The sequence below is a fragment of the Streptomyces sp. CB01201 genome, assembly GCF_002803085.1.
GTDB classification, from domain to species: domain Bacteria; phylum Actinomycetota; class Actinomycetes; order Streptomycetales; family Streptomycetaceae; genus Streptomyces; species Streptomyces hundungensis.
This window is the reverse complement of sequence record NZ_NNBJ01000006.1, coordinates 156,526-182,654: the sequence shown is the minus strand read 5'-3', so window position 1 is coordinate 182,654 and position 26,129 is coordinate 156,526. Positions and strand designations below refer to the sequence as shown.

Below are 26,129 nucleotides of genomic sequence, written 5' to 3'. Positions count from 1 at the left end.
TCGAAAGGACTTGAGAACCAGCAATGGCCGACGAGAACACTCCCACGCCCACTGAAGCCGCGGCGGCCGAAGCCGCCGCCGAGGAAGCCCTCGCCCTGCGCATCGAGCCCGTCGGGCTCGAAACGGAGATGCAGCGCTCCTACCTCGACTACGCGATGTCCGTCATCGTCTCGCGTGCGCTGCCGGACGTACGGGACGGTCTGAAGCCCGTCCACCGCCGCGTCCTGTACGCCATGTACGACGGCGGATACCGGCCCGAGAAGGGCTTCTACAAGTGTGCCCGCGTCGTCGGTGACGTCATGGGTACCTACCACCCGCACGGCGACTCCTCGATCTACGACGCCCTGGTGCGCCTCGCCCAGCACTGGTCGATGCGCATGCCGCTGGTGGACTCCAACGGAAACTTCGGCTCCCCGGGCAACGACCCGGCCGCCGCCATGCGGTACACCGAGTGCAAGCTCATGCCGCTGGCCATGGAGATGGTCCGGGACATCGACGAGGAGACCGTCGACTTCACGGACAACTACGACGGCCGCAACCAGGAGCCGACGGTCCTGCCGGCGCGCTTCCCGAACCTCCTGGTCAACGGCTCGGCCGGCATCGCGGTCGGCATGGCGACCAACATCCCGCCGCACAACCTGCGCGAGGTCGCCGAGGGCGCCCAGTGGTACCTGGCGAACCCGGAGGCCTCGCACGAGGAGCTCCTGGACGCGCTGATGGAGCGCATCAAGGGCCCCGACTTCCCCACCGGCGCGCTGGTCGTGGGCCGCAAGGGCATCGAGGAGGCGTACCGCACCGGTCGCGGCTCCATCACGATGCGCGCGGTCGTCGCCGTCGAGGAGATCCAGAACCGCCAGTGCCTGGTGGTCACGGAGCTGCCGTACCAGACCAACCCGGACAACCTCGCGCAGAAGATCGCCGACCTCGTCAAGGACGGCAAGGTCGGCGGCATCGCGGACGTCCGCGACGAGACCTCCTCGCGCACCGGTCAGCGCCTGGTGATCGTCCTGAAGCGGGACGCGGTCGCCAAGGTCGTTCTGAACAACCTGTACAAGCACACCGATCTCCAGACCAACTTCGGCGCCAACATGCTGGCGCTGGTCGACGGCGTACCGCGCACGCTCTCGATCGACGCGTTCATCCGCCACTGGGTGACGCACCAGATCGAGGTCATCGTCCGGCGTACGAAGTTCCGGCTGCGCAAGGCCGAGGAGCGGGCCCACATCCTGCGCGGCCTGCTCAAGGCGCTGGACGCGATCGACGAGGTCATCGCGCTGATCCGGCGCAGTGACACGGTCGACGTGGCGCGCGAGGGCCTGATGGGCCTGCTGTCCATCGACGAGATCCAGGCCAACGCCATCCTGGAGATGCAGCTGCGCCGGCTCGCCGCCCTGGAGCGCCAGAAGATCGTCGCCGAGCACGACGAGCTCCAGGCGAAGATCAACGAGTACAACGCGATCCTCGCCTCGCCCGAGAAGCAGCGCGGGATCGTCAGTGAGGAACTGGCCGCGATCGTCGACAAGTTCGGCGACGACCGCCGCTCGGCCCTGGTGCCGTTCGACGGCGACATGTCCATCGAGGACCTGATCGCCGAAGAGGACATCGTCGTCACCATCACCAACGGCGGCTACGTCAAGCGCACCAAGACCGAGGACTACCGCTCGCAGAAGCGCGGCGGCAAGGGCGTGCGGGGCACCAAGCTGAAGCAGGACGACATCGTCGACCACTTCTTCGTGTCCACCACGCACCACTGGCTGCTGTTCTTCACCAACAAGGGCCGGGTCTACCGGGCCAAGGCGTACGAGCTGCCGGACGCCGGGCGGGACGCGCGCGGCCAGCACGTCGCCAACCTCCTGGCCTTCCAGCCGGACGAGAAGATCGCCCAGATCCTCGCGATCCGCGACTACGACGCGGCGCCCTACCTGATCCTGGCCACCAAGGCCGGTCTGGTGAAGAAGACGTCGCTCAAGGATTACGACTCGCCCCGTTCGGGTGGTGTCATCGCCATCAATCTGCGCGAGACCGCGGACGGCGGAGACGACGAACTGATCGGCGCGGAGCTGGTGTCGGCGGACGACGATCTGCTCCTCGTCAGCAAGAAGGCGCAGTCCATCCGCTTCACGGCGACCGACGACGCGCTGCGCCCCATGGGGCGTGCCACGTCCGGCGTCAAGGGCATGAGTTTCCGTGAGGGAGACGAACTGCTCTCGATGAATGTCGTCAGGCCCGGTACGTTCGTCTTCACCGCAACCGATGGCGGGTACGCGAAGCGCACCCCCGTCGACGAGTACCGCGTCCAGGGCCGCGGCGGCCTCGGCATCAAGGCCGCCAAGATCGTGGAGGACCGCGGCTCGCTGGTCGGCGCGCTGGTGGTCGAGGAAACGGACGAAATCCTCGCCATCACTCTCGGCGGCGGTGTGATTCGTACGCGAGTCAACGAGGTCAGGGAGACGGGCCGTGACACCATGGGCGTCCAACTGATCAACCTGGGCAAGCGCGATGCCGTCGTCGGTATCGCCCGTAACGCCGAGGCGGGCAGCGAGGCCGTAGAGGTCGACGGGGCCGATGACGCCGAGGGCGCTACTGCCGAGGCTGCTGCCGAGGGCGTCCAGCCTTCGGCCGGGGAGCACGAGGAGTAAAGCGTGAGTGGAGCCACGGGCGCCGGAGCGGCCGCTTCCGGAGCGAACGGTGCCCGTGGCCCTGCCGCGGACTCCCAGGGGGTAACGGTGACGGAAACCCGGGGCCCACAGGGCCGCGCGGAGTATGAGAGCGGGGCTCTGCCCGGCGAGCGCGAGAAGCCGGCGCACGGCGGTCAGCAGCCCTACCACCCGCCGCAGGCCTACCCGGCGCCGCAGCGCGGCGCCGAGGGCGTGCGCCGGCCGCGCACCGGGGCACGCACGACGCCCCGTACGCGCAAGGCGCGGCTGCGGGTGGCCAAGGCCGACCCGTGGTCGGTGATGAAGGTCAGCTTCCTGCTGTCCATCGCGCTCGGCCTCTGCACGGTCGTCGCGGCGGCGGTGCTGTGGATGGTCATGGACGCGATGGGCGTGTTCTCCACGGTCGGCGGCACGATCAGCGAGGCCACCGGCTCGAACGAGTCCAATGGCTTCGACCTCCAGTCGTTCCTGTCGCTGCCGCGGGTGCTGCTCTTCACGTCGATCATCGCGGTGATCGACGTGGTGCTGGCCACGGCGCTGGCGACGCTGGGGGCGTTCATCTACAACCTCTCGGCGGGCTTCGTGGGCGGTGTTGAGCTCACGCTGGCCGAGGACGAGTAGCCGCAGTTCACAGCCGTCCGGCTATCGATTTTGGGACTGGCCGTCCCGTGCGCTAATCTTCAGAGGTCGGCGCGCGGGACATCCCGCAAGACGCGGCGGGGCTATAGCTCAGTTGGTTAGAGCGCATCCCTGATAAGGATGAGGCCACAGGTTCAAATCCTGTTAGCCCCACCAGTACAAAGACCCCCAACCGATCATGGTTGGGGGTCTTTGACATCTCCGGCTGACATCAGCCGATGAGTGGATCTTCCAGCAGCTCGGCCAGCAGATCCGTAGCCTCGCGCTGATCACTGCCGACCACATGGGTGTACACGTCCATGGTCATGCTGATCTGGCTGTGCCGGAGGATCGTCTGGGCGACCTTGGGATGCACCTTCAGGAACGCCAGCAGCGTGCCGCAGGTGTGCCGAGCCAGCCGGACCGTGATGGTGCGGACGCCGGCCCGCTTGATGAGGGCGGCAAAGGAGCGGGAGAAGCCGCGCGGCTCGATCGGGCCGCCGTGCCGTTCCGAGAAGATGAGATCAGCACCAGGTCCCTGCTCCCAGTGCTCTCCCGCGATCTTTCGTTCCAGCCCTTGCAGGTACCGGCGCTCTTCGAGGGCACGCGCGCACAGCTCAGGCAGGGGCAGTACCGCCTGAGACGACTCGGTCTTGAGATCCTTCAGAACGAGCTGTCCACGCTCCCGCTGCACCTGCTTGACCGGCGTGAACTGGCGGCCCTCGAAGTCGATGTCCTGCCAGCGCAGCCCCAGGACCTCACTTCGCCGCAGTCCGAGGACGAGCACCAGGACGCAGGCCGCGTACAGCCGGTGAGCCCGCACCGAGTGCAGGAAGGTCACCGCCTCCCGAGCGTTCCAGGGCTTGGCATCGCCCTTGCTGACCTTCGGCATGTCGACCAAGCGGGCGACGTTGCGCGTCAGGATCTCTTCCTTGATCGCCCGGTTGAGAGCGTTCCGCAGAACCCGCAGCACTTCGAACCGGGTGGCAGCAGGAACCTGATCACTCTTCAGAACTGCCATGAGCGAGCGGACCTGAGCAGCGGTGAGCTTGGGCAACGGCTTCTTGCCCAGGTGCGGCACCACGTACAGCCGAACCTTCGACTCGTACTTGGCGTACGTGTTGAACTCCAGGTTCTCCCGGACGATGTGCTCAAGCCAGTAGCTCAGCCACTCCCCGAGTGTCCAGGCGCGCGAGGGCACGGGAACGCCGTTGCGCTCTTGGTCCTGGAGATTGCCCAGCTTCTCGGCGGTCTCGTCGTACGTCTTGCCGTACACGTACTTCCGGACCCGATGACCTTCCGTGTTCGTGACGTACGCGGCCCCCTGGTACCTGCCGTCCGCACGCTTGGTGATGGTGCCTCCGCCATTGGGGCGACGCTTCGCCATCAGGCCGCCTCCTCGAACTCAAGCCGCGAAGCGACGTAGGCCCGGTAGCCGTCCAGCGGGATGCGGCGGCTGCTACCGACCTTGATCGACGGAAGCCGCTTCGTGCGGATCAAGTTATAGACAGCCGTCCGGCCGACCTTGAGCTTGCCCATCACGTCGGGCACGGTCAGGAAGTCGTCACTCATGCCCACACCTCCATGTCGTCGATGTCGGGCAGGTCTGCGAGTGCTTCGCGTGCGGTGTCGCGGTTGGTCTTGATGTCGCGGGCGATGGTGGCGGCGAGCCAGGATTCGCCGGGGGTGTGGCCTTGTCCGGCGTAGGTCCAGTGGGCGAGGGTGAGCGTGGACCAGTCCGCGTCGTCGAGGTCTTCGGGGAGTCCACGTTCGCGGCGTTCCTGTCGGGCCCGGTAGTCCGCGCGGACTTGGCGCCGTTCGGTCAGGGTCGAGGAGTAGGCGCGGGATTTGGTCATGAAGTGGCCCCGGAAGCCGAGCATGTGAGCCCAGCGCGCCAGCATCCGCTCCGGGTAGGCGTCATCGAGGAGCCAGCAGGCTTCGATCAACCGGCGGGTATGGGCGGGCAGCCGCAGCTTGTCGAGTTCGCAGAGCTCCCCGATCCGCCGGTCCACCGTCTCGGTGGCCTCAGCGGCTTTCGTGGCGTACTTCGCGACGTATGACGCCACGGCCTGATCCGTCAGCTCGACGCCGGCCAACCCGCCGATCGCCTGGACATCGACTTGCGAGCCCCAGCGCAGAACCCGGGCGGCGAAGTCGCCTTTAGCTTCGACCGGCACGGCGACCCGAGCGGCAGCGGCTTTGATGGCAGCGTCCAGGAGCGCGATGGTCGCCCAGGCCGGGGGCGGGGAGTCGGGCCCGTCGGGTCCGTCGAGGCGGACCACGGCGTGGAAGTGCACGGCGCCGCGTTTCTGAAACTCTGCGACCTTGCCGAAGGAGACCCTGCAGGCCTCTTTGAGGGCGGTCTGGGTCAGGCCCGCGCGGGCGGCGACTTCACGGCGCAGGTAGATGGTGAAGCGGCGCCACAGGTCCCCGGCGTGGTTGTTCCACAGCACCGCCCCCGCGTAGTCGTACCGCTCCGGGTGAAGGGCCGTACCCAACGCCGGATCATCATCGGGGTGTTGGGCACCGCAGCGGCAGCGGCCGGTGTCGGGCTGGTTGTGGACCGGACCGAACGAAGGCGCGGTCAGGGTCGCGAACACGCCGGGGTGGTGCCGGATCTCGCCGGGGATACCCATGCGGGAGTCGCCGGTGATCCCGGCCCGGATCAGGTGATAGACATCCCCCGCGTAGGTCCAGGCGCAGGAGGGGCAGCGCGAGGCACGGCGGTTACCGCACGCGACCCGGAGCGTGCCGCCGGGCTCGTCCGCAGTGGAGTACGAGTACAGGACGTCCCCGCTGGCGCGGTCTCGGGTTACGGTCTGGCCCTGGAGACGAATCGGGTGCGAGCAGCCGCCGGTACGCCGGACTTGTTCCTGCCAGCGGTCGAAGCCCGGCGAGTTCGCGACGCGCAGGAGATCGGCGAGGGTGATCGGGTCGGTGCCCATCGAGGCCGCGACACCGGCCACGGCCTCAGGGGCGACGGGGAAGACCGTTACGCGTCGTCCTCCCTCGGGTAGTCGTGTCCGAGGGGCGGGTACTGGCCGCGAAGCTTGGCCCAGTCCTCCGCGTAGATCGCGTCATCCACCACGGTGAAGAACTCGGTGTGCGGCCGGACATCGTGCCGGTCCAGGTACGTGGCGATCGCACGGGTGCGGTCTTCGTCGGCGGCTTCGGCCGCGTGCAGGGGGTCCTCGAAGTAGCTCACGCGGCCACCGCCGTCAGGGCCCGCAGGCGGTCGATGTGTGCTGCCAGCCGCTCAGCGGCACGAGTGCAGAGCGGCGGGGTGTCGCCGAGTGTGAACTCTTGCAGGCCTGAACCGGCGCACCACTCGCAGAAGATCGACGGAGTGTCCTCTCCGCCCCATCCGGAGCCAGCGCAGAAGTCGCAGTCACCCCACGGGAGGGACATCAGCAGGTGCAGGCAGTCATCCGGGTCGGCGCAGGTCCATTCGCCACACGACGGACAACCGCGCGACGAGCGGACCACAATCCGCTCCCGCTTGGCGGAAGGTAAGCCGACGACCGACACGGGTACGGCAGAGGCAGGCATGATGGAGGCTCCCCTTCAAGGGGTAGAGGGGGCGGCGTGTCTGCTTGGCGGTAGGAACGCCGCCCCCGGCTGGACTGAGATCAGGTCAGTGGCCGTGCCGCTCGGCGTTGTGGATCTCGGCGAACGCTTCCGCGTCCTTCCTGCGGGGCAGGCCCTTGAGGCTGTAGCCGTCCGCATCACAACGCGTCTCGTACTTCCCGCTCGGGCTGTGCCAGTCACGCCGAGGCGTCCAACTCCGCACGTCAGACGACGTGGTCTTCTCGTCGTTCTTCACAGCGCGGGCCGGTCCACCCGACTCACCAGAACTCTTCGACCTGCCGAACATGCGATCTCCCTTGAGGTAGAGGGGCGGCGCGTCTGCTTGGCGGTAGGAACGCCGTCCCGGGACAGATGACCAACTTGGCTAGCCTGGTTGGTCACATCTCTAAAGTAAGGAACCTGGCTAGCCATGTCAATAGCCTGACCGACTTGGCTAGCTATCCGCTCGTTCCATCGAATATCCTCAAGCCATGACCTTCGTTCCCGAGCCCTTGGACCCAGACGACGAGCGCCCGCCCTTCGAGCAGGTAGCGAGCAACTTGGGCGCGGCAATTCGGACAAGGAGGCTCGGGCCTGGGGAGAAAATCCCCTCGCATAAGGAACTGACCGAGCTGTACGGCTTCGCGCGGGCGACCATCCAACGCGCGCTACGGGACCTTGAAGATGAAGGCCTCGTCGTGTCCCGCAAGGGCAGCGGGGTCTACGTACGCAACCGGACCGAACGGCCGGCGGGACTGCGCCCGTACGTTGAGCAGGCCTTCTCGAAGAGTGCCGTCACCATTGACTTCGCCGGGTTCTCCAGCGAGACGCTGCACGGTGCCCTGCAAGAACCGCTCGACAAGATCCGTGTCGGCAGGCTGACTCCATCGAGCATCACCATGCGGATACTCGTTCCGGACATGGCCGTACCGCAGGCTGCACCGGTCCGACTGAAGGATGGCGCGGATGACAAGCGGCTGCGCGACCGGATGCACGACATCATGGTCGGCTACACGCGGAGCATTCGGGACGCCATCGCTGAGCTTGGTCACCTCGGATTGGTGACCGAGACGAGGGTCGACGTACGCGTCCACAGCGGCACGCAGTTCTTCAAGCTCTACATCATCAACAACGAGGATGCCTTCTTCGGGTACTACCCGATCAAGGCGAACAAGGTTGTCGCTCAGGGCGAGACGATCGAGATCTACGACCTGGTCGGCAAAGACACGACGCTCTTCCATCACTCCATCAATGACGGAGAGTCCTCCGGTGGAGCCCAGCAGGTACAGCAGGCTCGAATGTGGTTCGACAGCGTCTGGGACACCATCGGAAGGGACTTCGATCTCGATGCGCACTGATGCGCTGGCTGAGACCTTGGCCGAGGCCCGAGCTGTCCTCTTGGATTTCGATGGCCCTGTCTGCGACGTGTTCGCGGGGTTGCCTGCCTCGAAGGTGGCAAGAGAGCTGGCTCAGCTCGTAGGTACCAGGGACGAAGGGCTCGGAGCCAAGGCAGCCGCCACGGACGATCCGATCGAGGTGCTGCGCATCGTGCATGAGGCGGACTCGGCCCTCGGGCAGGAAGTCGAACGAGCGCTTACGGCTGCCGAGGTACGAGCGGTGGCTCTGGCTGGCAAGCCAACTTCCGGGTCGGTCGACATGCTTGCAGCGACGCGTGAGGTAGGGAAGCCCGTCGCGGTGGTGAGTAACAACTCTGCCGAGTGTGTGCGGGAGTTCCTGGCATTGCACGAGCTGAGTGATTACGTGATGGACATCGTGGGGCGACCGACCGAGCAGCCACACTTGATGAAGCCGAACCCGCACCCTTTGATCCAGGCGGCCGAGCTGTTGCACGTTGACGTGACAGCCTGCACGCTCATCGGTGATTCCGTCACTGACATCCAGGCTGCCCATGCTGCTGGCGCCACTGTCATCGGCTACGCCAACAAGCTCCACAAAGCTGAAGCCTTCGCTGAACTGAGGGCAAACGCGATCACGGACGACATGCGCTCCATCTCAGACGCGCTGCTCGCCGACCAGAGCTACTAGCACTCCTTCTCTCTGGAGCCTGATCCGTTACAGGTTTCTCTACCTCATCAAGCCCCGGCTGCGCTCCGCTCCGCCGGGCGCGCTCCCGGCTCCGCTGCGCGCTGCGCTCCTGCCTTCGGCCCGCTCCGCGCACGCTGCACCGACGCGCGCCCATATGTGGATGGGGCCGGAGGCCATGAGGCGATCACCGCAGAGCGCGGCCCACGGTCAAGACGATGCCTCCGGCGGGGGATCGGCCGGCACCGGGGGGAGAGGGCGCCGTTCCTGTCCGCGGGTCCGTAGTGGCGTGCGCGGGGTGCTCCCATCCCGTACGCCATCGACCCAGGCAGAGCCGAGCAGACGCGGCCCATGGCGTCCAGGTCGTTCGTACAGTGGCGCGCTCCACCTGGACGCCATGAACCACGCCCGCTCCACGGTGTGTGGGTCGACGGCGTACGGGATGGGAGCTGGGGAGGGTGGTGGGTGAAGGTGGTACGACGGTGCGGGAGCCCGATGCTTACCAGCGCAGGCGAGGACGCAAGTATCCGTGCTCGCGCTTCCAGGCACCGGGTGACTACGGGAGGACTTCAGCCTTCCTGATTCGAGAGTGTAGCGGTGGGCTTCCCGCCCCTCTGGACCTGCTGGATCCGCTCTGCCTCCAGGCGCGCCAGGGACAAAAGCATGGGCGGATCGACCTTGCCCTCGTGGGTGTAAACCACCAGAGCGGCCACGGTACCGACCCGCATCACAATGGCAGTGAACGGATCTCCGGTCGCTACGTTGACCCCAGTACGCGCCACGCTGGCATTGCCGACCGTGGGCATAGAGATCTGACGGTCACTCTTGTCGTTGCTCGAGGCGCTTCGGCTCTGGTACCCCGCGCGAGCGGCCTCCCTGTCCTCGTAAGCGTGGACCTCCAAGTAGACGTTGCCCGTGTTGTCCGCGTTGTTGTACTGCACAACCACAGTGCTCGTCTCCCCCGCGCAGACCCCCGAGGGTTTGCGGCATGGTGCGTCCTTGGGCACGTCACGGCCGGAGAGGGGCTGCGCGCCGGGCTTCCAGCCGATGGGCATGCTCTGCAGTTCGACAACTTGCTTGATCTGGGCAAAGTTGAGAGGCGTTGCCAAATCGGGAGTCGCCGCGTGCGAGCTGGTCACCTTGCTGATCGGTGCCGTGTCACTGCCGCCACAGCCAACCATCGACAGCCCCACTGCGATCAACATCGCCGACATCCGCACACCTGTCGCCAGTTGCTTGCGGTGCACCCGCTGGCCTCCCCGTACGCCGATTCCTCCAGAGCATAGATGTCGATCAGAGGCGTTCGAAAGAGATCACTCAGCCAACGGAAGCGATCTGGCATCCTCTGGAAGTCGCAGACCCGTACTCGTGCACGTCGCTCGTAGCAGGTCGGTCCTTCCCGCGAAGCGACTACATTTGCCTGTCAAGTCCCCGACTGATGTCTGACACCAACAGCTGACACCAACAGCGGCGGACAGAGCCGGACGAGAGCGACCCTCAGCGGTCAGTGCGCCGGGTCCAAGCTAGGGTCATTGCGGATCCCAGCGGGCCCGCGATCGACCTGATAAGGATGAGGCCACAGGTTCAAATCCTGTTAGCCCCACAGTGACGAAGACCCCCGAGGCGAGAGCCCGGGGGTCTTCGGCGTTTCCGGGGTGCGCGGGCTCGGGGTGTGCGGATGGTTGCGGGCGGGCGACGGCGGGCCGGCGGCCGGGCCGCCGAGTGTCTGTCGTGGAGGCTTGGTCCTCCACGGGGGCGCGGGCTCATGGCGTACGGGGTTGATTCGTGCGGTCGGATGCCGCCCGGGCGTACGGGGTTGATTCGGGCGGTCGATCCGGCTCAGGGCGTACGCGGGGCCGATGCCTCAACAGGGCTCACGGGCTTTCGCCAGGGTGACGCGGGGAGTACCGGGGCCGGCCTCGGGACGGGTCCTGGGGCACCGGACCGGTGCCGGGACGCCGAAGAGCCCGGCAACTCGGGGGAGTTGCCGGGCTCGCAGCTCGGGCAGAGCGGGGGTGGGTCAGGGGGAAGGGGCCTCGGCCGGGTCCTGCGTCGGGTCCTCGGCGGCTCCGGCGTCGCCCTGGGTCGAATCCCCGGCAGCGGCGTCGGCGCCCTGCGCCGGGTCGTCGGCCGCGTCCCGTACGTCGGCGCGGTGGCGGGAGGAGGGGGAAGAGCCGTGGGCCTCGGCGCGGATGCGCTGCTTCATCGTGGGGGGCAGGGCGGACGCGGCGGGAAGAGCCCATTGCACGCTCGGCGCAAGGGAGGTGGCCGGTTCGCTGCGGTTGTACGTCGTGTCGTGCTGCGGTACGGAAGCCGTGGGGGCGGCGGCCGTGGCCTGGCCGGCCAGGCCGAGCGAGGCGAGGAGGGCGACCAGCGCGCCGATGAGTGCGGTCCACCAGGTCGTGATCTTGCTCGTAGCCATGACTTCCTCGCTTCTTCCGTAAGCAGTACGTGCTGTTGGGTTGCCCGAATTGCGTTGTATCCGATGATGTGCGGGGGGTGCGGACGAAGCGAGGAGCGACGCACCGTATCGGCGGATCTTCCGATGAACTACACACGGATGGAGCATCACCGATTGATATCGATCGGTGTGTATAGTCGGGCGGCAGAGGTCCCTTACGTCAAGGAAAGACGAGGTCGCGCGGTGAAGAAGCTCCTCCTGGTCGCACTGGCCGCCATCGGCGGGCTCCTCGTGTACCGCCAGATCCAGGCGGATCGCGCCGAGCAGGATCTGTGGACGGAGGCGACCGACTCCGTGCCCGCAGGTTCGGGTGTGTGAGACCGAAAGACCCGGTTGCGAAGCCCCGGCCACTGAGGTGGCCGGGGCTTCGTGCTGTCCCGGGGGCGGCCCCGGGCGCCGGCGAGTTCACGTGAGCGAATAGCTGACTTGCGAGGGCAAAGGTGGGGCGGGGCGAAGTGAGGACGAGGCAGGGCAGGGCCGGGGCGACGGCACGAAGGATCGGGGCGGCGGTCGCCGCGCTGGGCGCACTCCTGGCGGCGCCGGGCCTCGCGCACGCGGCGGGGCCGTCCCCTTCGTACCGGTTTCCCGATGGGGTACGGGACGTCAAGGGGGGTGCCCGGAACACCGAGGGGCCCGTGTTGCTGGCCGACACCGCCTATAGGTCGGTCATCAAGCCCGGTGGCAAGCTCTATTTCCAGCTGATTCTGGACGGCGAGAAGGACACCTACGCGTCGGCGGTGGCCCTGCCGGGGCCGGTCGGCGCGAAGCTCGCCTACGGCGACTCCATCAAGGTGTCGCTCCAGAACGCGAACGGTGACGACTGCGACTCCCAGCGTCGTTCGATCGGCTCGGCGCAGTACCCGCACCCCATCGCCGCCTCCGCCTACCGTTCCGTGCGCAGAAGTCTGTCGACCTGTCAGGAACCGGGCACCTACTACATGGTGGTCGAGCGCGAGAGCGACCCGACCTCCACGCCCGCCGACTGGGGGCTCGACCTGCGCTACACGACCGAGCCCACCCGCAGCGGGGGCGGGCCGAACACCGCGCCCTCCGGCTGGCCCTCCGCGTCGCCCGCGCCGCCCTCCGACGCCCCGCGCCAGGTCCACGGCGGCACCGGCTTCCACGACGCGGCCACGCTGTCCCAAGGCCAGTGGCGGGATTCCATCCGGCCCGGCGAGACCCTCTTCTTCCAGGTGCCGCTCGACTGGGGTCAGCAGCTCTTCGCCGCCGGAGGTCTGGGGAGCCTCGCCTCGGCCAAGGACGGCTACGTGGGCACGGCGCTCTCCGTCCAGCTCTACAACCCCGTCCTCGCCCGGGCCACGGAGGCTTCGGCACCGTACGACGGGCGGCAGAAACAGGCCGCGCTCGAACCGCTCGCACCGGTCGCCTACGAGAACCGGTACGCGCCCGCGGACGACACCTCGGCGATGCGGGTCAAAGGCTCCTACTACCTGGCCGTGTCGCTCAGCCCCGACGTCGGGCGGACCTTCGGGGACGGCCCCTACGACCTGACGTTGCGTCTGACGGTCCGGGGGGCGGCGCAGTCCGGGCCGGCGTACGCGGGTCCGGCGCCCGACTTCGGTGCGGACGGATCCGCCGCGGGCGGCTCCTCCGCCCGCGCGGGCACGATGAAGCTCGTCGCCGCCCTGGGCATCGGTTCGGGAACGGTGCTGGTGGCGGGGCTCGGAACCTGGAGGCTGGTGGCCCGCAGGCGGGCGGCCGCCGCCGGGCGGCGCGTTCCGGGTTTCGGTCCGCCCAACGCCTGGTAGCCGAGCCGCCGGGCCCTTGGCCCGTCGGGTGCCTGCCGGTTCAGGTCGGGGGTTCAGGTCGGGGTCGGGGCGGCCGGGTCCGGGTTGGTTCAGGTCCGGGTCAGCGCCCAGATGCCGACGGCGAAGCACACCAGCGCGACCAGGAGCACCGGCACCGCGACCTTCGCGGGCGGCCCCGGCCGGGGTGCCGCCGGTACGGAGGGCGCCGACGGCGTGGACGGTACGGACGGCAGGGGCGGAACCGATGGCGCCGGTTGCGTAGGCGGCGCGGATGGCCCGAACGAGGCTCCCTGGAAGGGAACTTGGGGCGACGCGGCCGCATTGGGGTACGGCGCGGTGTACGGGGCGGTGGCGGGGGTGGGAGGTGTCTGCTCGTACGGCGGTGGCAGATACGCGGGGGCGGCCGGGGCCTGAGTGGGCGGGGTGGGCGCCTGCTGCGGGACCGGGGGATGCGGGACAGGGGGGAAGGTGCCGCTGCCCGGGCCGGTCTCCGTAGCTGCATCGGTGGCGGGACCAAAGCCGGTGGGTGCCTGGCCCTGGGGTGCCTGGCCCGGTGACCGCCGGCCCGACGGCCATGGGCCCGATCCCCGCCGGCCCGCCTCCCACTCTCCCGACGCCCACTCTCCCGAAGCCTCGGGGCTGGACGCCGACGCCTGCGGGCCATGGGCGGGCCCCGGAGCCGGCCGCTCGGGGCCGTGTTCGGCGAAGCCGGGGGGCAGCGGGCCGATCTGGTCGAAGACCTCGACCGGCTCGTCGTCCGGATCCTGCTCGGGAAGGAGCTCCACCGCGGAGGCCAGCGCCTTGCGCACCCCCGTGGCGGTACGGAACCGGTTCTGCGGGTTGGGCTGGAGAAGCCCCGCGAGGACCTGCCACAGGGGTTCGGGGATGCCCTGCGGCGCGCTCGGGGTGCCGTGGGCGGCGAAGTACTCGACGAGGGCCCGCGCATCCGGCTTGCTGCCCTCCAGGAGGTACAGCGCGACCAGGCCGACGGCGAACAGGTCGGCCGGGAAGTCGGGTTCGGCGCCCATCATCTGCTCGGGGGCGAAGTAACCGGGCGTCCCCACCACGTAGTTGGTCTCGGTGAGGCGCGGCTCGTCCTTGCGCAGGGAGATGCCGAAGTCGGAGAGGCGCAGATGGGGCCGCCCGCTTCCGGTGGCCTCCATCAGGATGTTGGCCGGTTTGATGTCCCGGTGGACGACGCCTTCGGCGTGGACCGCGGCGAGTCCGGCGAGCAGCTGGTCGAGCAGGGTGCAGACGAACCGGGGCGGCAACGGCCCGTAGTCGCCGATGAGATGGGCCAGCGAGCCGCCGCTGACCAGGTCCATGGTGAACAGGACCTTGTCGTCGTCGGCGGCCCAGCTGGCGGGCGCCAGGACATGCGGGTGGTCGATCCTGACGGCCTGCTCGCGGACGAACCGCAGCAGGGTGTGGGCGTCGCTCTGCTGGAGCACCTTCGCGGCGACGTAACGGCGCCTGCGCCGGTCCCAGGCGCGCCAGACGGCTCCGGCCCCGCCCCGGCCGACCGGGTCGACCAGCTCGTACCGACCGGCGAAGACCTCGCCCACCCGACGCCCCCCAGGATCGATCGGTCCGTTGTCAGCTCTGATGCGCCTCGTAGTGCGAAACCGCTTCCGCCGTCCGCCCGGCGCCGTACACCCGGAGGAACTCTGCCAGTTCGGGGTGGGCGGGGGCGAGGGTGTCGGCGGCGTCGATGATGTCACCCGCGGCCGCCACGGAACGCAGCAGGGACTGGATCTCGCGCACCACGCGACGCACGGTCGGGGCGCCCGAACTGGACGTCGTCTGGCCGGTGTTGGTGAGCACCGAGCCTCCTTGCGACTTCTTGATCTCTTCCATGCGGTCGGTGGCCTCCACGGCGCTCACACTGCCGTCGGCGACCTGTCCGGCCAGATCCTGCAGGGCCTGGACGCGCTGCACCACGGCCGGGTTGCCGATCTTGGCGCGCTGTCCGCTCATCAGCTGCGACAGCATGGGCGCCGAGAGCCCGAGAACGGCGGCGAGCCGGGCCTGGTTGAGCCCGAGGTCGTCTATCAGCCGGCGAAAGAGCGCCCCCAGCGGCTCCCCGTACCAGCTCCGCTGAAGCTCTCTGGCTCTGGCGGTCGCTTCCTGCTGTGCTGCGTCCATTGCGCGTCTCCCCATCGCTTCCCCAGTGAGGCCGCTTCACGGGTGCGAACCTCGACGAGCATCTTACGGAGAGTGGTCGTTCACCGGGAGTCCCAATCCTTTTGCGAGATCCCCCGCTCCACCCGGTACTCTGTTCCCGCAACACCTCATCCGGGGCCTTAGCTCAGTTGGTAGAGCGCTGCCTTTGCAAGGCAGATGTCAGGAGTTCGAATCTCCTAGGCTCCACATCGATGACCCTCCTGACCTGCATGAATGCGGGCAGGGGGGTCTTTTTGTCCCTCCTGTCGGTCTCCCGGAGCCGCCCGTGGCGGGTCACTGCCCGACGGGGGTGCCCGTGCTCGTGCCGGGCCGGGCCAGGCGATTCAGGTCGTGGATGAGTTGCTGGGTACGGGCGACCAGGGCGCCGACGACGGCCTCGGTCTCGCGGTCGTCCTGGGCGAGAAGGAAGAGCTTCAGCTGGTCCAGCGCGTCGCGGGCCCGTTGCATGGCCTCCGCGATGCTGTCGTCCGGCTCGTGCCACGGCTCGGTGAGGGTCCGCGCGTGCCCCTCGCACACGTCGGCGGTCGCGCGCAGCAGTTGGGCTGTGCGGGCGGGCACGTCGGTGGGTGGAGGGGCGAGGGCCGGCTCGTCGCGGGTGCCTTCGGCGAGCAGTCCGGCCAGCGCGGTCAGATGGTGCGAGACCCGCTCCCAGTCCATGTCCCAGCTCGGCGCGGGAATCACGTTCGGTGGGCGGCGCAGGCGGTGGCCGGGGTTGAGCCGCAGGCTCTCCTGGGTCCAGCCGCGGGCGGTGCGCAGATCGGCGAGTGCCTGGGTGAGGCGGTCGGACTGCGCCTTCCAGTTCTGCGCGTGGTCGGAGCCGTGGCCCGCCTCCAGGTCGTCGGCCATCAGCCGGGCCAGCCGGGCGGCCTGCCGCGGCGGTCCGGGCAGTACGTCGTGGACTCCGCGCAGATGCACCGGCGGCAGGACCAGGGCGTTCACGGCGATCCCGACCACCGCTCCGAGCAGGCTCTCCAGGAGCCGGTGTCCGATGTCGGTGGCGCTGTAGGTGCCGTAGGTGAGGACGAACAGGGCGGTGCTGGAGGCGTAGAGGCCCTGGTCGCCGAAGCGGGTGTAGTTCCCCAGCAGGGTGGTGAGCGGCAGGGCGATCGCGATCGCGGCCGTGGTGCTGTGCGTGAGCGATACGGCCGCCGCGGCGATGAGGGTGCCGGACGCGATGAGCGCCAGCTGCTGCACACCGGCGCGCACCGAGCGGTACACCGTGCTCTGCACCAGGGCGACCGCCGTCCACGGCGCCATCAGCGCCATCGGGGCCTGCCACCACCAGCCGGCCAGCAGCCAGGCGATGAGCGCCGCACCTGCGGCCTTGAGCGCCTGAACGCCCATGTCGCGTTCGGGCCCCGGGCCCGCGAGGGCGCGTCGCAGGGAGCCTTTGACGGCGCCGGCCTCATGCCGCAGCCTGTGCCACCACTTCACTGTTCCTGCGCACCTTCCTCATCCCGGTACTCGTGACTCGTATTTCGCTCCGAGGGGTGTTCTCGGGGATGTTCTGAAGGATGCCCCGGGATGACGTCGCACCGGAGCTTTCCCGACCTTGTGCCGAGCGCGTCCGCGGCACGGAGTGCGCACACGGCGAAGGGTGCTGGAGGCCGTGGCGGCGGTTTCCTGGAGGCGTGGTTCCGATGCGCGGAGGCCGACGCCACGGCCGTTCGCTCCTGGTACCCAGAAATCTGTGCATGACCCACGCTTTATGGAATTTCTCCCTACCCGCTCGGGCACACGCAAAAGGGGCTCCCCGCCCTTGCCTGGGCGGGGAGCCCCTTTTGCGTCGAGTCGGCGCGATCGGCGCCTACCAGCGGTACCAGCGGCCGCTTCCTCCCTTGGGACGGGCGACGAAGCCGACCAGCCAGACGACGAGCACGATGATCGCGATCCACCACAGGGCCTTCAGCGCGAAACCCGCACCGAAGAGGATCAGAGCCAGCAGAAGAACGAGAAGCAGGGGAACCATAGTTATCAACCTCCGAGCCATCAGATGCCCCGCCGCAGCAGGGCTACACGGTCCCGATGCGTCTGTTTATAAGATTCTTAACCGGGCAATCTGCTATGCCTTTTCGCTGCGCAACACCCGGGGCAACTCCTGGGCGGGATATGTGCTCGCGCATTTTTCCTGTTTACGGAGACGTATCCGGGACAGCCGACTCCTTGAGCGAATACCCCTATCGTGGCAAGAGGAGTTGAGTGCCGTGGCAGGCGACGAGAAGGCGCAGTCCAAGGTCGAGCAGGCCAAGGGCAAGGTCAAGGAGAAGGCCGGCAGCGCGGTCGGCAACGAGCGCCTGGAGGCCGAAGGCCACGCCGAGCAGGCCAAGGGCGACGCCCGCGAAGCCAAGGAGAAGGTGAAGGACGTCCTCAAGGACTGACCGGCACCGCTCCACAGATCGCACCCCGTGGCCGGGGTCGTACCAGGTGGTACGACCCCGGCCACAGGCATGCGGCGCCCCGAACGTGCCGCCGTGCCGCCGTGCCGCCGTGGCGCCCGGATGGGGCCGGACCCAGCCGGGTTGAGGCGGGGCGAGCCGGATCGAGGCGAAGCGAGGGAGCTGGGGCAGCGGCCCGCGGTCATGCGAAGGGGCCTCGGCCACAGACGTGGTCGAGGCCCCTTGTGCGGTGTCGAAGCCGATCCAGTGGCTGTGCCTACGCAGCCGGACCGGCGTCGCGGCCCGCTAGGCGGTGGTGAGTTCGTCGAGCATGCCGGTGCGGAGCTTGGTGATGATCCTGGCGAGGAGCCGGGAGACCTGCATCTGGGAGATGCCGAGTTCGGCGCCGATCTGGGCCTGGGTCATCTCGTGTCCGAAGCGCATGCTCACGATGCGGCGCTCGCGTTCGTCGAGCTGTTCCATCAGGGGTGCCAGGGCGTGGAGGTCCTCGACCTTCTCCAAGCCCGGGTCCTCCTCGCCCATGAAGTCGGCCACGCTCCGTGTCTTGGTGCCGGCCGACTGGCCCGCGTCCTCCATGTCGGCGGACATGTCCAGGGAGCCGGCGGTGTAGCCGTTGGAGGCGACGATCCCGTCGATGACGTCGTCCTCGTCCAGCTTCAGATGCGCGGCCAGTTCCTTCACGGTGGGGTCGCGGTCGAGCTGGAGGGCGAGGTGTTCCTTCGCCTTGGCGATCTCGGTGCGCAGTTCCTGGAGGCGGCGCGGGACGTGCACGGCCCAGGTGGTGTCGCGGAAGAAGCGCTTGATCTCGCCGACGATGTAGGGGATCGCGAAGGAGGTGAACTCGACCTCGCGGGACAGGTCGAAGCGGTCTATGGCCTTGATCAGGCCGATCGTGCCGACCTGGATCATGTCCTCCATCTCGCCGCTGCCGCTGTTGCGGAACCGGCTCGCCGCGAAACGGACCAGGGACAGGTTCATCTCGATCAGCGTGTTCCGCGCGTACTGGTGCTCGGGCGTGCCCTCCTCCAGTACCTGGAGCTGGTCGAAGAACACCTTCGACAGGGCCCGGGCGTCCTTGGGGGCGACCTTGCCCGCGTCCTCCACCCACGGCAGCTCACCCGCCGCCGCAGCGCCGGACTCCGATGGGGTGGTTGCCACCCGTTCCAGCTGCTCCGGTTCCGCCACCGCTGACATGCGAACCCTCCCTGACCTCATGGATGTCGATCGGCGACCCGGATACCCCATGCGGCCCGGAGCATGCGCGATGCGGCCCGGAGCGTGCGTGCTAGCGGGGCAGGAAGGCGCTGACGGTCTTGCCGCCCGCGCTGCTGTGGGTGACATAGGTGGCGTGGGCGAGGCGGTTGACCATGGGCCAGCCGAACCCCCCGGTGTCCCCGTGCAGGTCGGGGGTGCGCATCTGCGGAGCGTGCGTGCTGAGGTCGTGGACGGCGACCTCGATGCTGCCCGGGTGTTCGGTCAGGTCCAGGGCGCAGGTGCCGCCTCCGTGCCGCAGGGCGTTGGTGACGAGCTCCGACACGACCAGGACCACCGTGTCGGCCGCATCGGCCGCCACCGGACGTGCGAGCCCCGCCACGAAGTCCCGGGCGGTGTCGCGGGCGTCGGCGACGGATGCCGGGGAGCTGACGGTTTCGGCGTTGAGGCTCATCGTTTCCATCGGTGCACCACCTGGTCCCTGGATCGTCCTGCCCGGATCCTGCTAGGCAGGGCCTATGCCCCCGTCCAGATCCCTTAACCCTGGGGGCGGTCGTAGCCGGCACCCCATCGAGGCCGCCTGCCGCATCGTCGTCCTGGAAGACCAGCTCGAAGAAGCCCAGCGCCTCAACGCCGAATACCGCGCTCAAAACGAGCCACGTCGCAACGCGGACGCCTGAGCTTCCGCGAAGCCTCGGCGAGCGGCCTGCCCCCGCGTCGTGCCTCACCCAGCCGTACGGACTCCTCCAGAGGCTGCGCGCTTCTCGCTGGAGGATGGCCCAACTGGCCTTCCCTGCAACGCCGTTGGCCCATGCCGTGACGGGCGGCCCGCGGACCCGGACGGGGCGGCAGGACTCGCCGCGTCCGGGCCCGGTCGCGCATCCGGTGCCGACGCCCGGCCGACGGGCCGGGCCGGGCTCCGGCGGTGGCCGGGATGCGGCGGTATCCGTGCGGTATCCGTGGGGATTCTGTTTGGGAATCGCATGCATCAGTATCGGTTCCGCACAGCAGTACTGGATCACAACAGGGGGAACGATGCGGAGCAAGTTGGCGGGCCTGGTCGGGATTCTGGCGTTGGCGCTGGCTTTCGGCCTGGGGGCGGCGGCGCAGCACGGTGCCACCGGGCAGCCGGTGGTGGCCGACGGCGGCGGCATGGCCCGCGTGACCGTGGGGGGCTGACCCGCGCGGTACGGCGGTGCCCCGCTCCCCCCTGCCGGGGAGCGGGGCACCGCCGTGTCAGGAGCGCCGGCGGAAGCCCTGCGGGACGGACATCGCGTCGAAGTGGGCCTCCGCCCGCCGGCGGTGGTCCGCCGCGGCCACGGGGTCCCCCAGGGCCTGAGCGGCCTGCGCCATGCCGTCCAGGGCGCGGGCGATCTCGATGCGGAACTCGATGCCGGAGGCATGCCGGAAGGCGCTCCGGTGCAGTTCCAGTGCCTCGCGGTGCTCCCCGCGCCGCCGGTGGACGAGTCCGGCGATGTTCTCGATCTGGCACTGCCAGGCCCGTGCGCCCAGGGGGGCCACCAGCTCCAGGGCCCGGGCCGCGAGGGCCGGGGCCTGTTCGCCGCGGCCCTCGCGCTGGCAGAGGTCGGCCATGAGGGCGTGCGTGAGGGCGAGGTTGCGGGGCATCGAGGACTTCTCGCCGACCCGGAGCGCCTCGTCCAGGACCGTGCGGGCGGACGCCGGGTCGTTCCCGGCCAGATGGGCGACGGCCAGGTCGTTGAGCGCGGCGGTCTGCGGCTGATGCGCGCCGACCTGCTGCTGGAGCCGGGCGGACTGCCGGGCGGTCGCCACCGCGTCCGCCGTCTCGCCCAGCCAGATGTGCAGCGAGCTGAGATTGCCCAGGGCGAAGGCCTCGCGGTGCTGGTCCCCGACCGCCCGCTGTGCCGCGACCGCCTCGCGCAGGTGGCGCCGCCCCTCGTGCAGGTCGCCCAGGCAGCCGTGGGCCCAGCCGAGCTGGTCGAGGAAGGAGCCTTCGCCGCGACGGTCCTCCTGCGACCGGACGATGCGCAGCCCCTCCTCGCAGAGCCGCGCGGTCTTGCGGAAGTCACCGGCCGCCGAGTGGACCGTGGACAGGTTGATCAGGTTCAGCCGCAGCGTGTGCAGGTCCTGGGCGTCGCGGGCCGCGGCCACGCCCAGCTCCCCGGTCTCCCGCAGCCCCTTCACATCGCCGCGCTGGTGCAGATGGAACATCGTGTTGCGGGCGAGGTAGGCGGCCTGCCGGTGATGGCCCCGCTCGTGGCCGAGGGCGACGGCCGCCCGCAGGGCCGGCATCTCCTCGTCGAACCAGTGACCCGCCGTCAACTCGTCGTCCAGCGGCGGCAGTTCGGCGGGCGGGGTGACGGGGGTGGCGGCGTATCCGACCCAGCCGGGGAAGAGCAGGCCGCAGGCCTCGTCGGTGGCGGCGATGTAGTAGTCGAGCAGCCGGTCGAGGACCGCGCTCGACTCCGGGGTCGTGCGTGCCTGCCACAGGCCGCGCGCGAAGCTGCGTACCAGGTCGTGGAAGGTGTAGCGGCCGAGCGCCTGCTGACGCAGCAGGTGCGCGTCGAGCAGGGCCTCCAGGCTCTCCTCGGCCTCGGGCACCGAGGTGCCGATGAGCGCGGCGGCCGTGTGGCTGTCGACGTCGGAGCCCGGATGCAGGCCGAGCAGCCGGAAGGCACGCCGGTGTTCGGGCTCCAGCGCCTGGTAGGAGAGCTGGACGCTGGTGGCGACGCTGCGTTCGCTGGAGCTCAGCTCCTTGAGCAGCCGTGACTCGTCCCGGAGCCGGCCGGTCAGGTATTGCAGGGTCCACAGCGGGCGGTTGCGCAGCTTGGCCGTGGCGATGCGCAGGGCGAGCGGAAGGTGGCCGCACAGCTCGGCGAGTGCGGCGGCGGCCTTCGGCTCGGCGGCCAGGCGCTCCTCGCCGAGCGTCTTGGCCAGCAGGGCCGAACTCTCGTCGGGGGCCATGCTGCTGAGCGAGATCCACTGGGCGCCGTCGAGGTCGACCAGGCGGACCCGGCCGGTGACCATGACGAAGCCGTACGGCATGGCCGAGAGCAGCGGCCGGAGCTGAGCGGTGTCGGCCGCGTTGTCGAGGATGAGCAGCATCCGCCGGTTCGCCACCGAGGACCGCCACAGCGCGAAGCGGGCCTCCTCGTCGTCGGGGATCCGGGTGTCCGGGCCGCCCAGCGCCTTGAGCAGCAGACCGGCCACGGAGTCGGGCTGGAGCGGCCGTTGGCCGGGTGTGAAACCGCGCAGGTCCACATAGAGGCGGCCGTCGGGGAACGCCTCGGCGAGCCGGTGGGCCGCGTGCACGGCCAAGGTGGTCTTGCCCGAGCCGCCCATCCCGTCGATGCCGACGATGGGGGTGCGTTCACCGGCGTCGCCGCCGCGTACCGCGAGGGCGAGCAGCCGGGCCAACTCCTGTTCGCGGCCGGTGAAGTCCGTCAAGTCGTACGGCAGGGTGCAGGGCGGCGCGGGGACGCCGTCGGAGGTGCGCTGGGGCGTGAACGGCGGTGCGGGCGCCGGTACTTCGGTTGCGGATGCTTCGATCACCGGTGCTTCGGGGGCGGGAGGCGGGGGCGCGGGGCGGGTGGGCGCGGCGAGTTCCGTGTCGGCCCGCAGCATGCGTTCGTGCAGCCGGGACAGCTCGGGGCCCGGGTCGATGCCGAGTTCCTCGGCCAGCAGCTCCCTGATCCGGCCGTACTCGGCGAGTGCCTCGGCCTGGCGGCCCGAGCGGTAGAGCGCGAGCATCAGCTGGCCGCGCAGCCGCTCCCGCAGCGGGTGGGAGCCGACGGACTCCCGCAGCCCGCCCACGAGTTCGTTGTCCTCCCCGAGGGCCAGGCGGAGCTCGAAGAGCTGCTCAAGGGCGGCGAGGCGGTGTTCTTCGAGCGCGGCCGAGGCGGCGGCGACGACCGGTCCGCCCGCACCCGACATCATGCTGCCGCGCCACAGGGCCAGGGCCTCGCGCAGCCCCGCCACGGCCTGGACCGGGCGCCCCTCGGCCGCCGCGGCCGCGGCCCGTTTGGTCTCGCGCAGGAACATCTGGAGATCGAGCTGCTCATCGTCCGCGATCAGGGCCAGATAGCCGGCCCCCTCGGTGAGCAGGAATTGCGGACCGCCGGGAATACGCCGACGGATTTCGGCCACGGCCTTGCGTATTTGCTGGACGGCGGTGGCGGGCGGCTCTTCCTCCCAGGCCGCCTCGATGAGCCGGTACACCGGCACCACGCGGTTGGCCTCCAGGAGCAGCACGGTCAGGACGCGTTCCTGGATCGGGCCGCCCAGCTTCACCCGACGGCCGTCCACCCATCCCTCAAGCGAACCAAGGATGTTGAACCGTACCGACCGGCCCTCGGATTCCGTCATCGCGCACCGCCACAAAGCTTGAAAACCCCAGGTAGGGGGCGTGTTGCGCCGATATTAGGCGGCCTTCGGGGCGGTGGGTACCGGTTCGGTACGTGATCGGGAACACCCTGCCGAAGACTCCAGGGGCAAGCACGAGTGAACCACGGTCCCGCGTCGCGACGGCCCGCCCCAGCCGCTCCGTGGAGGTGGGGAGTCGATCCCGGCAGAAAGATCAAACAGGTATGAGCGTCTATATACGCAGAAATTTCCTGCTCAGTTTCCTGGCCTCCTTCATTTCGCTCTTCGGCTCGAAGCTGCTGATGATTTCGTACGCCGCCTATGTGTTCCAGCAGAGTGGCAGCGCGACCCTGTCCGCGATCATCTTCGGGGCGGACTGGATCGCCAACCTCTTCGTCGGAATTTTCGCCGCCCAGTACATCGACCGGCAGAACGCGAAGTCGCTGCTCATCCGGCTGAATGTCGTGACGGCTGCGATAACCCTGCTCTTCCTGGCCTTCCTCGGGCCCGGGATGTTCGCCGGGGCCGTGGTCATCATCTTCGTCAGATCCCTGCTCAAGAGTGCTGTGAGCAATGCCAGGGTGAAGGCGCTGGTGCAGTTCTTCGACGAGCGCGAGACCGAGATGTACTCACCGGTCTTCAACTCCAGCCTGCCGCTCGCCATGGCGCTCGCGGGCGCGGTCGGCGTGTTCATCCTGAAGTTCGTCGGATTCACCGCGGTGGTGTGGATCGACGCCACGGCGTTCCTGGTGGCGGCCGTCCTCATGGTGTTCGTCCGGCCGAACGAGAGCAGGCTGGAGGAGTCGCTGCGGGCTGCCAGGGCCGCGGAGCGACGCGGCAGCCTCTCCGGCGCGCGCGGCGCGTTCGCCCTGATGGCGCGGGACGAGACCATCGCGAGCGCGGTGTTCTACATCGTCCTTTCCGTGACCGCGTTCCAGGCGACCTATGAATCGCTCATCACCGTGATTCCCGAAGTCTGGTTCCACTACGGAGAGTCCGGGACCGCCCTCTTCTTCACCTTTGAATCGATCAGCATCATGGTCGGGATCTTCGCCTATCAATTCGCCAGCCGGCGCGGAATGATCACGGCGGCGAACGAGAAGAGGGTGAACATGGCGGCGGTCGCCGTCAGCACCATCGCCTATCTCGCCATGCCGGCGGCGCGGGGAAACATCTATCTCTGCGTGGGCCTCTTCTCCCTCGTCGTGCTCTGCGGAGAAGTCATCTGGGTGCACCAGTTCAAGCTCATGATCGCGCGCACCCCGGACGCACAGGTCTCCTCGGTCGTGGGGGTGCAGACGGCCATCGGCTACAGCCTGATGGCGGTCTTCGCCTTCGTCTTCGCCCGGGGCATGGACGGCCTGGGAATCGAGCCCGCCCTCTACGCGGACATCGCCCTCATCGCGGCCCTGGTCATCGGCTGGGAGGTCCTGCGCAGGCGCATCGGGGCGTCCTCGCCCGCGGCAGGGCCGGCCCCGCAGGCCGCCCGCCCCGAAGAAGTCCCCACCAGCTGAGAGGAAGCAGCACCATGACGCAGCCGGAACAGCGCCAGGAGGCGCGCGAGAAGGACCAGGAGCCCGCGAAACCGCAGGCCTTCGTTCTGCTCGAACTGCTCAACCACATGGTCCTGGTGGCCCGGGAGGCCAAGCGGCGCGGCTTCCGCGTCATCGCCCTGAACCACGGCCCGCTCCAGGCCGCCGGCCCGTTCGCCGTCCCGGACGGCCTCGTGGACGAGGTGATTCCGGTCGCGTCCTGGACCGACGGGACGGTGCGCCCGCTCCTGGACGACGTCCTCGGACGCTTCTCGGTGGCCGGCACCTACGCCGCGTTCGAGGGCGCGCTGCGCCACGAGGCCGAGCTCCGGGAGCGGGCCGGGCTGCCGACGACCGGGGCGGCCCAGGTGGCACGGGCACTCGACAAGTTCTGGGTCCGCCGCACCCTGTACGCCGCGGGCCTGACCGGACTGCGCTCGGAGACCCTGGACGAGGCGCTCACCTGGGACCACTGGAACTTCGACCGGCCCGCCGTGCTCAAGCCGGCCAACGGCACGGGCAGCGCCCTGTGCTTCACCGTGGGCTCGCTCGACGAACTGCGCGCGGCGGCCGACCGGGTGGCGGCGGCAAGCGTGGTGAACACGCTGATGAAGGACTTCATCCTGGCGCACGGGGCGTTCGTCCTGGAGGAGCGGGCCGAGGGCGAGCTGCTGTCGGTGGAGTCCCTGGTGGACCAGGGCGAGGTCCGGGTCGTCGGGCTCACCGGACGCTATCTCTCCGCCCTGGACCCGGTCGTAGAGCAGGGCGTCGTCTTCCCGTACCACCACCCGCGCCACGACGAGATCGTCGCGCGGGCCGTGGAACTCCACCGCGCCCTCGGCATCACGCACGGCCCCACCCACTTGGAGGTCATGGTCCCCGACGAGGGGCCCATCGAACTCATCGACTTCAACCTGCGCACCGCCGGCGTCGGCATGGCGGTCTGCATCGGGAACGCCTTCGCCGTCGACTACGCGGTCCCGCTCACCGACCTGGCCTGCGGCCGGGCTCCCGACCTGTCGTTCCTGACCCGGGCGCCCCGCTACTCCGCCGACATGCTGCTGCTTCCGCCGCCCGGGGCCGCCGAGATGAAGCGGCTCGACTTCCCGGCGGGCACCGAGTACGGCCGCCTGACCAAGGCCGTCGGCGAGCCCCTTTCGGGGCGGGCGGACCAGCTCGACGTCGTCGGCATGGTCGTCGTCACCGCGGACTCCGCGCCCGAGCTGCACCACAAGGCGCTCGCGGCCCGCAGGGACACCCTCTTCGACGGCCGGCCGCTGGGCGACAACCCCAACAACCAGCTGATCTCCCCCCGTTTCCACCACCTCACGGCATCGCGCGGCTGACGC

General features: G+C 69.2%; 24 protein-coding genes, 2 tRNA genes and 1 pseudogene. 13 read left to right on the top strand and 14 right to left on the bottom strand.

All coding sequences use genetic code 11. The features are described 5' to 3' along the window. Positions 1-23 precede the first annotated feature (23 nt). The 3 genes from gyrA to CG740_RS14935 all read left to right on the top strand — a co-directional run bounded on the left by gyrA (position 24) and on the right by CG740_RS14935 (position 3,452). Positions 24-2,639 (top strand): DNA gyrase subunit A, encoded by a 2,616-nt coding sequence (gene gyrA / locus CG740_RS14945; RefSeq protein WP_100575611.1) that lies wholly within the window; start codon positions 24-26, stop codon positions 2,637-2,639. 87 nt (positions 2,640-2,726) lie between these two features. Continuing rightward, positions 2,727-3,278: a DUF3566 domain-containing protein gene (locus CG740_RS14940; RefSeq protein ID WP_234376262.1), complete on the top strand. Its 552-nt coding sequence runs from the start codon at positions 2,727-2,729 to the stop codon at positions 3,276-3,278. A 97-nt stretch (positions 3,279-3,375) separates the two neighbouring features. Further along, positions 3,376-3,452, top strand: a tRNA-Ile gene (locus CG740_RS14935). Positions 3,453-3,507: 55 nt separating this feature from the next. Here the strand turns inward: CG740_RS14935 and CG740_RS14930 are convergent. From CG740_RS14930 to CG740_RS14910, 5 genes are all read right to left on the bottom strand, one after another. Then, positions 3,508-4,662 (bottom strand): tyrosine-type recombinase/integrase, encoded by a 1,155-nt coding sequence (locus CG740_RS14930; RefSeq protein WP_100575609.1) that lies wholly within the window; start codon positions 4,660-4,662, stop codon positions 3,508-3,510. Then, entirely contained in the window at positions 4,662-4,847 is a 186-nt protein-coding gene (locus tag CG740_RS14925) for a helix-turn-helix domain-containing protein (protein WP_100575608.1), read from the bottom strand. The genes CG740_RS14930 and CG740_RS14925 overlap by 1 nt, the downstream gene beginning before the upstream one ends. Beyond that, positions 4,844-6,241: a replication initiator protein RepSA gene (repSA, locus tag CG740_RS14920; protein WP_324901107.1), complete on the bottom strand. Its 1,398-nt coding sequence runs from the start codon at positions 6,239-6,241 to the stop codon at positions 4,844-4,846. The genes CG740_RS14925 and repSA overlap by 4 nt, the downstream gene beginning before the upstream one ends. Positions 6,242-6,267: 26 nt before the next feature. Next, positions 6,268-6,480, bottom strand: a complete 213-nt coding sequence (locus CG740_RS14915; protein WP_100575607.1) for a hypothetical protein — start codon at positions 6,478-6,480, stop codon at positions 6,268-6,270. A gap of 429 nt (positions 6,481-6,909) precedes the next feature. Continuing rightward, complete coding sequence (locus CG740_RS14910) at positions 6,910-7,149, bottom strand: hypothetical protein (RefSeq protein WP_159030303.1); 240 nt, start codon at positions 7,147-7,149, stop codon at positions 6,910-6,912. A 184-nt stretch (positions 7,150-7,333) separates the two neighbouring features. On the opposite strand from CG740_RS14910, the gene CG740_RS14905 reads away from it, so the two are divergent. Together CG740_RS14905 and CG740_RS14900 are read left to right on the top strand one after the other, a co-directional pair. Continuing rightward, positions 7,334-8,200, top strand: coding sequence for a GntR family transcriptional regulator (locus CG740_RS14905; protein ID WP_100575605.1), 867 nt, complete (start codon positions 7,334-7,336; stop codon positions 8,198-8,200). Beyond that, positions 8,190-8,888, top strand: coding sequence for an HAD family hydrolase (locus CG740_RS14900; protein ID WP_100575604.1), 699 nt, complete (start codon positions 8,190-8,192; stop codon positions 8,886-8,888). The genes CG740_RS14905 and CG740_RS14900 overlap by 11 nt, the downstream gene beginning before the upstream one ends. A 566-nt stretch (positions 8,889-9,454) precedes the next feature. Here CG740_RS14900 and CG740_RS14895 read toward each other — a convergent pair. Both CG740_RS14895 and CG740_RS14890 read right to left on the bottom strand, forming a co-directional pair. Then, complete coding sequence (locus tag CG740_RS14895; RefSeq protein ID WP_159030302.1) at positions 9,455-10,132, bottom strand: hypothetical protein; 678 nt, start codon at positions 10,130-10,132, stop codon at positions 9,455-9,457. Between the two features lie 773 nt (positions 10,133-10,905). Next, the gene (locus CG740_RS14890; protein ID WP_100575602.1) at positions 10,906-11,307 is read right to left on the bottom strand and encodes a DUF6344 domain-containing protein; all 402 of its coding nucleotides are present in this window, start codon (positions 11,305-11,307) and stop codon (positions 10,906-10,908) included. A 222-nt stretch (positions 11,308-11,529) separates the two neighbouring features. Here CG740_RS14890 and CG740_RS40930 point away from each other — a divergent pair, with 222 nt between their 5' ends. Next, entirely contained in the window at positions 11,530-11,664 is a 135-nt protein-coding gene (locus CG740_RS40930) for a DLW-39 family protein (RefSeq protein ID WP_003958712.1), read from the top strand. Positions 11,665-11,801: 137 nt separating this feature from the next. Continuing rightward, the gene (locus tag CG740_RS14880; RefSeq protein WP_159030301.1) at positions 11,802-13,115 is read left to right on the top strand and encodes a hypothetical protein; all 1,314 of its coding nucleotides are present in this window, start codon (positions 11,802-11,804) and stop codon (positions 13,113-13,115) included. Positions 13,116-13,204: 89 nt separating this feature from the next. Here CG740_RS14880 and CG740_RS14875 read toward each other — a convergent pair whose 3' ends face one another. After that, positions 13,205-14,680: a serine/threonine-protein kinase gene (locus CG740_RS14875; RefSeq protein ID WP_100575599.1), complete on the bottom strand. Its 1,476-nt coding sequence runs from the start codon at positions 14,678-14,680 to the stop codon at positions 13,205-13,207. A 31-nt stretch (positions 14,681-14,711) separates the two neighbouring features. Continuing rightward, positions 14,712-15,260 (bottom strand): helix-turn-helix domain-containing protein, encoded by a 549-nt coding sequence (locus CG740_RS14870; RefSeq protein WP_100575598.1) that lies wholly within the window; start codon positions 15,258-15,260, stop codon positions 14,712-14,714. A 152-nt stretch (positions 15,261-15,412) separates the two neighbouring features. Between CG740_RS14870 and CG740_RS14865 the strand changes: the two genes are divergently transcribed. Then, positions 15,413-15,485: transfer RNA gene (locus tag CG740_RS14865), tRNA-Ala, on the top strand. An 87-nt stretch (positions 15,486-15,572) separates the two neighbouring features. On the opposite strand, the gene CG740_RS14860 is transcribed toward CG740_RS14865, so the two are convergent. After that, complete coding sequence (locus CG740_RS14860; RefSeq protein WP_234376261.1) at positions 15,573-16,733, bottom strand: FUSC family protein; 1,161 nt, start codon at positions 16,731-16,733, stop codon at positions 15,573-15,575. A gap of 373 nt (positions 16,734-17,106) precedes the next feature. Continuing rightward, positions 17,107-17,268, bottom strand: coding sequence for a hydrophobic protein (locus CG740_RS14855; RefSeq protein ID WP_100575597.1), 162 nt, complete (start codon positions 17,266-17,268; stop codon positions 17,107-17,109). Positions 17,269-17,503: 235 nt separating this feature from the next. Here CG740_RS14855 and CG740_RS14850 point away from each other — a divergent pair, with 235 nt between their 5' ends. Further along, positions 17,504-17,677 carry a CsbD family protein gene (locus CG740_RS14850; protein WP_100575596.1) on the top strand — a complete coding sequence of 58 codons (174 nt, stop codon included), beginning with the start codon at positions 17,504-17,506 and terminating at the stop codon, positions 17,675-17,677. A gap of 303 nt (positions 17,678-17,980) precedes the next feature. Here the strand turns inward: CG740_RS14850 and CG740_RS14845 are convergent, their stop codons facing one another. After that, positions 17,981-18,889, bottom strand: coding sequence for an RNA polymerase sigma factor SigF (locus CG740_RS14845; protein ID WP_100575595.1), 909 nt, complete (start codon positions 18,887-18,889; stop codon positions 17,981-17,983). A 91-nt stretch (positions 18,890-18,980) separates the two neighbouring features. Next, positions 18,981-19,370 (bottom strand): ATP-binding protein, encoded by a 390-nt coding sequence (locus CG740_RS14840; RefSeq protein WP_100575594.1) that lies wholly within the window; start codon positions 19,368-19,370, stop codon positions 18,981-18,983. Positions 19,371-19,473: 103 nt separating this feature from the next. Here CG740_RS14840 and CG740_RS40925 point away from each other — a divergent pair. Next, a pseudogene (locus tag CG740_RS40925) lies at positions 19,474-19,587 on the top strand (MerR family DNA-binding transcriptional regulator); the annotation flags it as partial. A 355-nt stretch (positions 19,588-19,942) separates the two neighbouring features. After that, complete coding sequence (locus tag CG740_RS40330; protein ID WP_199846449.1) at positions 19,943-20,086, top strand: hypothetical protein; 144 nt, start codon at positions 19,943-19,945, stop codon at positions 20,084-20,086. A 57-nt stretch (positions 20,087-20,143) separates the two neighbouring features. On the opposite strand, the gene CG740_RS14830 is transcribed toward CG740_RS40330, so the two are convergent. Continuing rightward, a complete protein-coding gene (locus tag CG740_RS14830) occupies positions 20,144-23,251 on the bottom strand; it encodes an AfsR/SARP family transcriptional regulator (protein WP_100575593.1) in 3,108 nt (1,035 codons plus the stop codon). A gap of 221 nt (positions 23,252-23,472) precedes the next feature. Here CG740_RS14830 and CG740_RS14825 point away from each other — a divergent pair, with 221 nt between their 5' ends. Both CG740_RS14825 and CG740_RS14820 read left to right on the top strand, forming a co-directional pair. Next, positions 23,473-24,762, top strand: a complete 1,290-nt coding sequence (locus CG740_RS14825; protein ID WP_100575592.1) for an MFS transporter — start codon at positions 23,473-23,475, stop codon at positions 24,760-24,762. Positions 24,763-24,776: 14 nt separating this feature from the next. After that, on the top strand, positions 24,777-26,126 hold the full coding sequence (locus CG740_RS14820) for an ATP-grasp domain-containing protein (RefSeq protein WP_100575591.1): 1,350 nt from the start codon (positions 24,777-24,779) through the stop codon (positions 26,124-26,126). Positions 26,127-26,129: the final 3 nt, after the last annotated feature.